The organism is Pseudohalocynthiibacter sp. F2068 (assembly GCF_023015645.1).
GTDB classification, from domain to species: Bacteria; Pseudomonadota; Alphaproteobacteria; order Rhodobacterales; family Rhodobacteraceae; genus Pseudohalocynthiibacter; species Pseudohalocynthiibacter aestuariivivens.
Genome location: NZ_JALKAK010000020.1, coordinates 53852 through 65645, shown reverse-complemented (window position 1 = coordinate 65645; position 11794 = coordinate 53852). Strand labels below are relative to the sequence as shown.

General features: G+C 54.0%; 11 protein-coding genes. 1 reads left to right on the top strand and 10 read right to left on the bottom strand.

The window, feature by feature from the left end; all coding sequences use genetic code 11:
* Positions 1 to 317: 317 nt before the first annotated feature.
* The 8 genes from MWU63_RS18275 to MWU63_RS18240 all read right to left on the bottom strand — a co-directional run bounded on the left by MWU63_RS18275 (position 318) and on the right by MWU63_RS18240 (position 7520).
* The gene (locus MWU63_RS18275; RefSeq protein WP_247079258.1) at positions 318 to 1472 is read right to left on the bottom strand and encodes a glycine cleavage T C-terminal barrel domain-containing protein; all 1155 of its coding nucleotides are present in this window, start codon (positions 1470 to 1472) and stop codon (positions 318 to 320) included.
* Positions 1473 to 1501: 29 nt separating this feature from the next.
* On the bottom strand, positions 1502 to 3112 hold the full coding sequence (locus MWU63_RS18270; protein ID WP_247079257.1) for an AMP-binding protein: 1611 nt from the start codon (positions 3110 to 3112) through the stop codon (positions 1502 to 1504).
* On the bottom strand, positions 3109 to 3927 hold the full coding sequence (locus tag MWU63_RS18265) for an enoyl-CoA hydratase (RefSeq protein ID WP_247079255.1): 819 nt from the start codon (positions 3925 to 3927) through the stop codon (positions 3109 to 3111). Before MWU63_RS18265 ends, MWU63_RS18270 begins: the two co-directional genes overlap by 4 nt.
* Positions 3917 to 4801 (bottom strand): MBL fold metallo-hydrolase, encoded by an 885-nt coding sequence (locus MWU63_RS18260; protein WP_247079253.1) that lies wholly within the window; start codon positions 4799 to 4801, stop codon positions 3917 to 3919. Before MWU63_RS18260 ends, MWU63_RS18265 begins: the two co-directional genes overlap by 11 nt.
* A gap of 15 nt (positions 4802 to 4816) precedes the next feature.
* A complete protein-coding gene (locus MWU63_RS18255; RefSeq protein ID WP_247079251.1) occupies positions 4817 to 5206 on the bottom strand; it encodes a rhodanese-like domain-containing protein in 390 nt (129 codons plus the stop codon).
* Between the two features lie 122 nt (positions 5207 to 5328).
* A complete protein-coding gene (locus MWU63_RS18250) occupies positions 5329 to 5793 on the bottom strand; it encodes a CoA-binding protein (protein ID WP_247079249.1) in 465 nt (154 codons plus the stop codon).
* Positions 5794 to 5796: 3 nt separating this feature from the next.
* Entirely contained in the window at positions 5797 to 6165 is a 369-nt protein-coding gene (locus tag MWU63_RS18245; RefSeq protein WP_247079248.1) for a 2Fe-2S iron-sulfur cluster-binding protein, read from the bottom strand.
* Positions 6162 to 7520 (bottom strand): selenium-binding family protein, encoded by a 1359-nt coding sequence (locus MWU63_RS18240; RefSeq protein ID WP_247079240.1) that lies wholly within the window; start codon positions 7518 to 7520, stop codon positions 6162 to 6164. Before MWU63_RS18240 ends, MWU63_RS18245 begins: the two co-directional genes overlap by 4 nt.
* 69 nt (positions 7521 to 7589) lie before the next feature.
* Here MWU63_RS18240 and MWU63_RS18235 point away from each other — a divergent pair, with 69 nt between their 5' ends.
* On the top strand, positions 7590 to 8351 hold the full coding sequence (locus MWU63_RS18235) for an IclR family transcriptional regulator C-terminal domain-containing protein (RefSeq protein ID WP_247079238.1): 762 nt from the start codon (positions 7590 to 7592) through the stop codon (positions 8349 to 8351).
* Between the two features lie 220 nt (positions 8352 to 8571).
* Here MWU63_RS18235 and MWU63_RS18230 read toward each other — a convergent pair whose 3' ends face one another.
* Positions 8572 to 9147 carry a hypothetical protein gene (locus MWU63_RS18230; protein ID WP_247079236.1) on the bottom strand — a complete coding sequence of 192 codons (576 nt, stop codon included), beginning with the start codon at positions 9145 to 9147 and terminating at the stop codon, positions 8572 to 8574.
* A 286-nt stretch (positions 9148 to 9433) separates the two neighbouring features.
* Positions 9434 to 11047: a hypothetical protein gene (locus MWU63_RS18225; protein ID WP_247079234.1), complete on the bottom strand. Its 1614-nt coding sequence runs from the start codon at positions 11045 to 11047 to the stop codon at positions 9434 to 9436.
* Positions 11048 to 11794 lie beyond the last annotated feature (747 nt).

Below are 11794 nucleotides of genomic sequence, written 5' to 3'. Positions count from 1 at the left end.
GCCCAAGCACGCGCGAAAGGTGCCAACTCTGAACCCGACAAAACTGACAGCAGGCCCAAAAAAAGTCAATCGGGCTATGTCTGCTCCGGGCTCAGAACAGTCGTTCGCGGCATCACGGTCTAACAACCGCTATGCGGGACAGAGTTAACTTTCGCTGCGGTATGTGCCAATGTCTGCTTCCAATCCGGCAACATGAAAAAGTCGATTTCTACGTTCTTAGTCACGGAATTCACTTATGCCCCGAATTTTTTTAACGCGGATTGCATCGGCGGGAAACGTTTTGCTGCACAGGGGATCAAACCTGTGCAGCAGTCCAATCAGCTTGCCGCAGCAAGCGACTTTTTGGGATCGTAGAACGGGATCGGCACGACAGTGCATGCACGTATTTCGCTCAACTTATCCACCTGTAGCGCCATGTCCAATGCCGCATGATCGACTCTGATCAACGCAAGGGCGATGTTCTTTTCCAACCTTGGAGAATAGATCGCTGACGTGACCGTGCCGACCTTTGCGCCATCTTTCAGGATCGGCCAGAAGAAATCATTGGACCCGACAAAGGGATCGCCGTCTATTTCGAGACCTACGAGCTGTTGTGAAACACCCGTGTCTTTGATTTTGGTCAGCGCCGCCTTGCTGACAAAATCGGCCTCCATGTCCAGATCGACAAGACGCCCCATGCCTAGTTCAAAGGGGTTGTTCGCAAGGTTCATATCAGCGTGATACGACAACATACCCGCCTCGATCCGGCGAATGCTCGACGTGTGGCCAGGCTTCAAACCCAACGGCGTGCCGACGGCCATCAGATGTTCCCACAGCCTGTCACCCGCTGATCCATCCCGCAGAAAAATCTCGTAGCCAAGCTCGCTCGACCATCCGGTGCGCGAAATAATCAAAGGCACTCCGTCCCACTCAAACTCCATGAACCGGTAGTATTTTAGCTCTGTCGGGACGTCGCCAAAGGCCGCGCGCAGGACATCGCGGGATTTTGGGCCTTGGAGCTGTAGGGGCGACACATCGGGTTCGGAAATCTCGACATCCATGCCGGAATTCACCGCGATGCCGCGCGCCCATAACAGGACGTCACTGTCCGCAATGGACAGCCAAAAATGATCCTCGGCCAACTTCAAAAGGATCGGGTCATTGATGATCCCGCCGTGCTGGTCCGTGATCAGGACATATTTGCACTGCCCGATCTGACATTTGGACAGGTCACGGCAACTAAGGAATTGGGTGAACTTTGCCGCGTCCGGTCCTTTGATCTCGACCTGGCGTTCGACAGAGACGTCACACAGGATTGCCTCATTGACAAGGTTCCAGAAATTCTGACCCGGATCGCCAAAATCGCGGGGAATGTACATGTGGTTGTAGACAGAAAACCCCTTGGCCCCCCACCGCAAGGCTGCGTCAGAGTATGGGGATTTTCGGACCTGTGTGCCGAAGCTGAATTGGGCGAAATTTAGTTCATGGGACATAATGTGTATCCAGTCGTTTGTGTGAGGGGTCAGCTTTTGGAGCGGACCAGATCTCGGAGTTCATTTTTGCGGATTTTTCCGGTGGTGGTTTTTGGCAACTCGCCAAAGATCACTTTCTTTGGTCGCTGGTATCCGGCAAGCTGGGCCTTTGCGTGGTTCAATAGATCCTCTTCGGTAGCGTCGCCGGAAAGCTCGACAAAGGCGCAAGGCACTTCGCCCCATTTCTCATCCGGCATTGCCACAACCGCACACAGGCTGACGGCGGGATGCGAATAAAGCGCCTTTTCCACCTCGATGGAGGAGATGTTTTCGCCGCCCGAGATGATGATGTCTTTGGACCGATCCCGAATTTCGATGTAGCCATCGGGATGTTGCACTGCGATGTCGCCAGACCAGAACCAGCCATCTTTGAAGGCTTTGGCAGTCTCCTCCGGGGCTTTCAAATAACCTTTCATGACGATGTTGCCGTGAAACACAATTTCGCCCAGCGTCTCGCCATCCCATGGCACGGGTGCACCTGTGTCAGGGTTCAGGACCAGCACGTCTTCTTGCAATTCGTAGGCCACTCCTTGGCGCGCCTTCAGGCTTGCTTGTTCTTCTGGTGACAGCGCGGCCCAACTGGGTTTCTCTGCACAAACAACGGCGGGGCCATACACCTCGGTCAGGCCGTAAACATGGGTGATCGAAATACCCATCGCTTCCATCCCTGCAATAACGCTGGCAGGGGGCGGGGCGGCGGCGGTCATCATTTTGACTTTTTGTGGGAACTCACGTTTTTCGTCCGCACCCGAGATCATCGACATAATGATTGGAGCGCCGCAAAGATGCGTGACGCCATGATCCGCGAAGGCGTCATAGATCGCATCGGCCCTTGGCGCGCGCAGGAACACATGCGTCCCGGCAAGCATGGTGATTGTCCAGGGAAAGCACCAGCCGTTGCAGTGAAACAGCGGCAAAGTCCAAAGGTAGACGGGATGATGTGGCATTTCCCAAGTGACGACATTGTTGACGGCGTTGGTCCATGCGCCGCGATGGGAATAGACCACTCCCTTGGGCCGCCCTGTGGTGCCGGAGGTATAGTTCAACGCCAGCGCGTCCCATTCGTCATCTGGCAGGGCGTAGGCGAAATTTGTATCACCCTCAGCCAACAGTTCATTATAAGTCAGCGTGCCGATCTTTTCCCCGCCCGGCCCTTCACTGTCCTCGATATCAACAATCAACAGGTCGAGACCCGATTGCGCAACGGCTTGCGCCGCCACGGCTGAAAATTCGGTATCAACCAACAAAACCTTGGCTTCGCCGTGATCCAGAATATAGGCGATCGTCCCTGCATCGAGCCGCGTGTTGTTCGCGTTCAGGACCGCGCCCAACATGGGCACGGTCAACGCGCATTCCAGAGCTTCTGGGGTGTTCGGTGCAATCAAGGCAATGGTATCACCTTTGCCGACACCGCGTTTGGCCAACGCAGACGCCAGCCGTTTGCAACGTTCGGCAACCTCGCCCCAGTTGCGCCGGATGCGGCCATGGATTTGCGCGGGCAGCTCTGGATGCACGCGCTCGACACGTTTGAGGATCGAAACTGGTGACAGGGCCGTGTGGTTTGCTGCGTTACGTGCAAGCTCCGGGCCTACGTAGGTCATTCCCCGGTCCATTCTGGCATCGGTTCTTTGCGGGTGAAGGCACCGATGCCAGCCTCGGCATCTTTCGCCATCATGTTTTCCGCCATCGTGCGACCGGCAAAGGCGTAGGCCTCCTCCAATGGCATTTCGAGCTGCTCATAAAACGCGCGCTTGCCGATTTTGACGGCAGAGGGCGATTTGTCTGCAATGATACGGGCCAATTCCATGGATGCATTTTCCAAGTCTGCCAAAGGTACGACACGGTTTACCAAACCCATTTCAGCGACACGCGTTGCGGGCAAAAACGCCCCCAACAGCAACATTTCCATGGCCAGCTTGCGCGGCACATTGCGGCTGAGGGCCACCATCGGGGTTGAGCAAAACAGGCCAATATTTACACCCGATGTGGCGAACGTCGCGTCATCGGCAGCCACCGCCAAATCACAGGACGCCACAAGCTGACAGCCCGCCGCTGTGGCGATGCCCTTGACCTCAGCGATCACTGGTTGCGGCAACCGCACCACGCGAAGCATCATCGCCGAACATGTCGCGAAAAGGTCCTGGAAATACTGAAAACCACCGTCGGCATCCTCGCGGCGCGCCGACATTTCCTTGAGGTTATGACCCGCACAGAAATGATTGCCGCCGCTACGCAAGATCACCGCTTTGACGCTGCGATCCGCTGCGATCTTGTCGAACATATCGGACAGAGCGTGCAACATTGCTTCGGACAAGGCATTAATCGACTTGGGTGCGTTCAGCGTCAGCACCGCAACACCGTCCGTGTCGGTCCGCAGGATCAAATAATCATTCAAAGTTTCGCCCTCATAAGCCATTGAGTGGAACCTTCAGCATGGGTGCGCCGCTTTCGTCGCACGGAATTTCGCCCGCCCGCATGTTCACTTGCAGGGATGGAATTATCAGTTTCGGCATTGCCAATTGCGCGTCGCGTTCGGTGCGGAATTTGATGAAATCCTCGCGCGATTTACCCGCACCCACGTGGATGTTGTCAGCACGTTGCTGGCCAATGGTGGTTTCCCAGGCAATGGCGCGCCCGCCGGGGCCGTAGTCATGGCAGATGAACAGGCGCAACTCAGCCGGAAGGGTCAGCACGGTCTGGATGGAGTCGTAGAGCTGCCCCGCATCACCGCCAGGAAAATCGGCGCGGGCGGAGCCGGCATCGGGCATGAACAGTGTGTCACCAGCGAATGCCGAATTGCCAATCACATGCACCATACACGCGGGTGTGTGGCCGGGCGTCGCAATCACAAAGGCGGTCATTTCACCAATGCTGTAGGTGTCGCCATCCTCGAACAGCGCATCAAACTGCGACCCGTCGCGTTGAAATTCTGTGCCTTCATTAAAGATCTTGCCGAAAGTGTCCTGAATTTCGATGATGCCTGCACCAACGCCAATCTTGCCACCCAGCTTGTCCTGAATGTAGGGTGCCGCAGACAGGTGATCGGCGTGGACATGTGTTTCGATGATCCACTCCAGCGAAAGCCCCTGTCCTTGAATGGCGTCAATCAGGCGGTCCGCACTGTCATAGGTGAACCGCCCTGCGGCGTAATCCATATCCAAAACGCTGTCGATGATCGCACAGGCGTCTGTGGTGGGATCTTTCACGACATAGGAAATCGTGTTGCTTGCGGGGTCAAAGAACCCTTCGACATCTGGCGTTGTTGCCATGTTGAGATTTGAAAATTTCATTGAAGGCTCCATGATTTACACCAACGCCCCCCCGGCCTTTTTCCACGCACCAACGCCGCCCGACAGATTCACAACGGGCGACAACCCCATATCCATAGCCACTATCGCCGCCATGGCAGACCGCCCGCCTGACGCACAGTAAAACACGTAGGTTTTTGCTTGGTTGAATTCGGGCTTATGCGCGAGGCTTTCCGGATCGATGTGAAATTCCATCATGCCGCGCGACGACGCAACAGCGCCCGCAATGGTACCGTTTTTGGCTTGTTCGGTTCCGTCACGCAGATCGACAAAAACGTAATCTGGCGAACCTACCAAGGCCAGCGCTTCCTCAGCGCTGATTGCAGGCACCGCAGACATGGCCGCCTTAACGATGTCTTTAGCGCTTTTGGTGATCGTCTGAGCCATGTTTGTTGTCCTTTTTCGGTCGGCATTAAGCCATTTGAGCGCCGCGGAGAGCGGCCAGTTCACGGGTCCACTACAACCGCACCCACAGGCTGATGGCACATGAATATCTGTGCCGTTTGGTTTCATATCGCGAGATCAAGGCGGGGTTTCCAGAATGGGCGAAACAGTTCGATCTTAGGACAGCGGTTCATCACCACTTTCAGGCCCGCGTCCTCAGCAAGCTTTGCTGCTGCGTCGTCATAAACGTCGATCTGCCCCCAAAGGACCTTAGCGCCGATTGCTATGGCCTTTTCGGTGATCGCATAAAGCTCTTCTTTGGGGCGAAAAACCTCGACCATATCAACGGGGCGATCGATCTCTTCGAGCGAATGATAAACGGGAATACCACGGATCTCTGTCAGCTTTGGGTTTGGGTTCACCGGAATCATATCATAACCGGTTTCGTGCAGCACACGCAGCACTCCATAGCTAAACTTGGTCTTGTCGCCGCTGGCACCAACCATTGCGATGGTTTTGACCGACTTTAGAATGTCAGCTAAATATTTCGGATCGTAGTTGTAAAGTTCGTCCAATGCGGTTGCCGGCATGTTTCAGACCTCCTTCGGGGTCGCGATATCCGCTTTCAGCTCATGTGGTTCTAGCGGATCAAGGAAAGGGTTACGGTAGAGTTTGTCGTGGCTTTCGACGCCAATTTCCAAAGTGCAATCCGTCGTGGCGCGGGCCACACACAACAACACGTAGCCATTGTTGATCTGACGGTTATTTAGCGCCACTTGGCGGCGTTGATCGACCTCGCCCGCCGTCAGTTTAGCCGCACAAGTGATGCAGCCACCGTATTTGCAGCCATAGGGCAGATCGACGCCTTGTTTGCGCAATGTGTCCAGCAAAGGACGACGCGCATCCACGACGTAGGTCGCATCGTCGCGGTTGGCGATTGTGATGGTACGCGTCTCGCTCACAACCAGATATCGCTTGTGCAATCGCCACCGGGATAGCGAGTTTCATGGCAGCGGCTGGGGCCATTTGGTTCCTTGCCAAAATCAACAACGAAATCTTCGTTGATTTTCATGCCGCCGTTTTCGACATCGCAGTCGATCATCAGCATGACACCGCCTTGGGTGCGGATTTCGGGGTAGAACTGGTTGTCCCACGTCGAGAACAACGACGTCGTCACATAAAGCCGTTTGCCATCAAGCGAGAGTTGATACATCTGCGGCCCACCCGCGACTTTGACGCCGTTGATCTCAGGCGCTTTGCCTAACAGCCCGCCCATCCAGACCTGCCCGGTTAGCACTGGGTTATGTGGATCAGAGATGTCGTATTGGCGCATGTCGCCGTGTAGCCAGTTGTTGAGATAGAGGTATTTGTCGTCCATCGACACAAGGATCGCTGACATTACGCCGGGCACAGGAATGGGCCATTCCGGATGCGGTTCATTCTCGACATCAATGATCTTTTCCCACTCCCATTTGCCTTCATCCGTCTTCCAGAAATGGATGACGTTGGCGCTGAGGGCGGCACCACAAAACCCGTGGCTGCTGTCGGGGTCATGCAGGAACTTTACCTCAAGCGGGATTAGACCGTCTTCGCCGAGATACATTGTCTCGACCGGCTCACGTTTTTCAAAGTCCCAGATGTGCAAGCGTCGGCCATATTTCAGGTGCCCCACTTCTTCTAGATCAAAGCCCGGCATGAATGTGTTTGGAGCCGCCCATTCGGAGGAGACCATCACGTTGTGGCGCGGTTGGTACCAGAAATCATAACTGAAGGGGATATCGCCCATGGAGTTTTCCCAACGGCCCACGATCTCAAACTCTTTGTTGAGGTGCAAATAACCACCGGGCGCTTCACCCTGCGCGTCACCAAGGAATGAGATGATGATCTCGGAACCAAGACAATGTACTGTGTGCGGGCCGCTCAGGTTGGTCTTTGATTTGATCTCTGCGCCATCAATCACCTTGTGCAAGCGGGGTGCAAATGGGTCCGTCGCCGTGTCGATCACGTGAATATTGTTGGACCGCACACCAGGCACCAACAGGTACTTGCGCGCCATTCCCGCATCGTCATGACAGGACGAACAGGCGTTCCAGCCCATGTGGTGCAATTCATCACCGATGCCAGGCATCTCTAAACGGTGGATGACTTGGGAATAGGAGGGGCTTTCAGGATCAGCATCCACTGTCGCAAGATAGTCCGGCTTCTGGATACCGGTCCCAGTGTAGATTGCGATTGTATACAGCAATTTCTCGCGTGGCGATTTGATCGCCTCGGCAGGGCTTGCGTACCCAGGGCCACAGCATGCTCCGTCCATCATCACATTCCTCCCTTGCGATCACTTGGTGTTTCTCGTAAACTGAGAAAAAGATTCTCGCAAGGTAAAAAAATGCACCTGGAACGCCTTACTTTCATCCTTGAAGTTGTCGGACAGAAGGGCGAGGCAACAGTGGCCGACATTTGTGCTCACTCGGATCTCCCCAAACCCTCTGCCTACAGGTTAGTACAGGACCTCGTCGGTGTGGGTCTTCTGGAACCTGTGGCCCGTGGTACATTCACGATTGGCTCGCGCCTGAAGCGGATCACGAAAAGTGACCACTCTGACCGCGCACTGCTAGAGGTGATCGCGCCTGCGCTAAAACAGGCCGCTAAACAATATGGCACCGCATTTTTTCTGTCACGTCTGCGCGGAAAATCCGTAGAAATTATCCATGTTGAAACACCTGACACAGGGGTCTCCTATCTCCACCCCGGTTTGGGGAAACGCCCCTTGCATGCCTGTTCCTGCTCAAAGGCTGTCGCAGCGTTCTCGCCCGGCTTGTTTTTGACGAGTGATATGGAGGGCCGGCTGCGCGCCTACACCGAATTCACGCTGACAAATGTGGATGATCTGGAAGCCGAGTTCGACACCATCCGCAAGCGCGGCTTCGCGGAATGCGTGGAAGAGATTGAGCGCGGCATGTGTTCGGTGGCAGCCCCCCTTGCGCCAAGCGGGCCAGGAGCCACGATGTCCATCGGTGCAACCGGATCGGTACGGGTCTTTACGCCAGCGTTCCGCGAAAAACTCGGGCCCCAGATCACCCATGTTGCGCGCAACGTATCGGCAAACTTGGGCTGGGACGCAGCAATGGTTGCCAAAACATCAGGCTAATTTTGGGGCGACCTTCAACCGCACCATTCAGCCACCGGCTCATGTGGAACAGTCGGCTCCGCAGCCGTGTTATGTTGGAGTTTACTCGTACCTGAGCGCTCCCAAAATATACATTCGCGTCCAATAGCAGACTTTAGACACGCTGCAGAAATCAGGTACAGTGGGCTCAATCCGGCCATTCGCTGCAGCTTACATCAACGGCAGCTATTGCCTGAACTGTTCAATTTAACCGTGACGAGGGCACTCTCACGCCAAGCTTCCAGTCTATCGTCTTCGGTCGGTTGTCCCGCCAACGCCTCGAGTTCTCACATTCCCGCCAGTACTTTTCCCGTAATGTCTTGTACTCTTCAACTAGGGCCAAATGCCGTTTCGTCGACATGCCCTTAGGTGGCGGGTTGAATGGGTTGCCAATTTCCAAACCGGCGCCGATGACCTTGCGGATTTTCAAAAGCTGCCGACGCATGCGTTCCCGTGGCGCCTCGTATTGACTGGCGTAGGCGAGATTGTGGCACGACCGACAGCCGATACACCGGTTGATGTAGAGAACCCCACAGCGACGTCGACAGTCTGGGCAAACGAACCACTGCCTAGTGCCGCCGTAGTGGCAGGGCGTCTCTGTGAGTGCCACGCCCTGAACCGTGTCGCCCCAACCAGCGTGGACAGTGATGATGAGGTAGTCACTATGCCCCTCGACCCATGCGTTGAAGGTCAGACCGGGTTTAATATCAGCGATGGGTAACGTGCCGCTGCCTGTATCCAGTCCAGCATCAGTGACCTGCTTGATGCGCAACTGCATCGTGTTGTCGCAGAGGCGTTTGGAGGAGTGTGTATGGATAGCGGGCGTCCTCGAAATTATTAACATTGTCAATTAGTTTAGTCGGTAAAAGCTAATCTGCAAAGTAATTTAGGGGACAAATCGGCGATACCAAGTCCATGGTTAAAGTCGAGAAACACTGTAAAATCCAGGGGGGAAGGGTAGTAATAATATGTCCCCTAAGAGAATAAATATATATAAAATACAATGATTAAGACCCCTGGTATTGTGGGACACGAGCGTCCCATAATTGGAAGCGTCCCCAATTTTACAAACTTGTTCGTAGCCTTGCTGGGGATGCGGGCGCACTGTCGTCCCCTTTTTCAACTTCGATGTCCCCACATTCGATAAGTGTTTCGATTTCATCTTTGACATCGCGGCTACTGCGTCCCCGCCCTTTAATATTCTGCTGTAGTGACTGCTTCCTTACCCACCTATCTGGATCAGCCTGCTCTCCTTCTAGTTTCTTAAGATTGCGCATTATTGCACGCTGCAGCTTGTCTCGATCGCCGTCACTTGCGTGTTCTTCAGCCTCTGGGATGAGTTCTTCCAGGCAGTGATAAACAAAGTCACGAGCCCAAAACAAAATATCCATAGTGATCTTGGGACTGGTTAGATTGTCGTCAGTCACTGCATGGCCAAAAGCTACGACACCGGAGACGCGCAAGATTTGTTCATACGCTCTTGACCAAAGGGCCGCTGCAACCCCTCCCGTTACCCGAGCGTCGCAATCCTCGCGAATGATTTCGAAGTGGCGTTCAGCATCGTCACTCGCAGAAATTGGAAAAAAGAAATGGCCCTGCAGACCAGGTACTAGGCCGTCGCGGTCTACAAACGCGGCGTTATGATTTACTCGTTTCGCCTTTGCGTCTCTCAGCTTGGTCAGCACCTCACCGATCATTTTCCTTATACTCTCTGACAAGCCCTCGGCGCTCAGCTCTCCCAGAGGTTTAAGAGCGGGTCGACCTTCAAGCTGAATAACCAGTTGCCGCCCGAGCACGCCATCAACTACCGTATCAACATCCATGGCGTCATAGAGCGCCTTTGGGGTTGTTGTGTGCATTGTGACCAGCAACGGATGGTCAACCCGGGCCATGGCGGCAGACGATGCATACACCCGCCGTGGAAGGTTTTTTCCAAACATAGTATGGAGTTTTACAGACATCGTAATAACGCCAAATTCATTGGCACCGGTTTTCGCTTGAGCAGCAATTTTCAAATAACGCCCATACTCGTCATTAGCCCAAAGCTGAGTTGGCCGATCTGTCAAAGCACGGTGGACTGCTTGGCCACTAGCATAACTTTCAGCATGCCCGATTTCATCGTTCAAACTGCAGACCGCATCAACAACATCACGGGCAGCCTCTTTTCCTACACCCGTCTCACAGACCAACACGACTTGCAGTCCTGGGGATGTCAGATACCCTGGTGTTGAGATGATATATTGCCTCTGAGTAAGAGCACTCACCGCTGCGATGGCACCAGCGATTGCTGGAATTCTTGTTTTCCGGCTGCTGCGGCACTCCCCAAAATCCGCTAAAATTTCTACCAGCCCTCCAGGACGAGTTAGGTCGCGCGGTGTTTTAGCTGTCTCATCCGCATCACCAATAGCCTCCAAACCCTCCTGCCGAGGCTCAGCCGGGACTTGAGTTGAAAGCTTGGCCAGCTTTTCAGCAGCTTGTTCATACTGATTGGAGATCGCGGTGTGTTTCCATGGTTCTGGGTCCCAACTCTGTTCTCTTGCCCAATGGATAACTGTCCGGATGGTTACCATGCGCTTGTTGGCATCAAGGCGGGGAGCTAACCGTTCCCATTTTTCTTCTGTTAGCCACCCAACCCCATCTCGTTTCGTTTCCCACCTTTCCGCCAGATGAAGCTCCAAGAGCGGGAGTTCGAATTCCCAACGTTGAGATAGAGACCGCCGCCATCGCTCAGAAGGCCTGATCTTTTTGCAGCCTTGCAGGTCCGATCTGTGAGCTTGTGTATTGCGCGTGCCACTGTGCTTTCCCTAACATTTTCCCTAACCTAAGTTAGGGATATTAGTGGACAGTAATAGACATTCAAGGATGGATTTCTATAAAAATTGGTTATAAAGCAAATAATTAGGCACATACATGAACGAAAGTGAACGTTTGTTCGACGGACACCTCCTCCGCCAACCGTTTTATTAATTAGTTTCAATAATTTAAACGGTTCGCGAATCATCTTATTGGACCCCTTATTGGACCCGGTATTGGACATAACTGCTTCAGATTAGCAGGCCCCCCCACACCAGCACCCAAAAGACGCAGGAGTTCGAAAAACCCTGTTTCTTAAAATACCTATCATTGTCCGTATTGAGAGGTGCAATTTCTAGAGTGCGCTCTGATAAACTAGACTTAGCACTTACGTTGCAGTCGGTCGGCCGAGCTATCTCTATAGATCGAACGATTTCGAGTACCACGGTCAACATTTGGGAAACGGCCAATCGGCAGCAAACAATCAAAGCTGACATACAGGCCACCTGCGGTGAAAGCCTGATGAGTGTCCTTGGTGACTGATGCCGCACTCGCAACAATTTGTAGGGAGGGCGGAAAGCGGAAATTCGCTGCAAGAGCGAGGCCGATGCGTGGTTCCACAAGAGCAGACC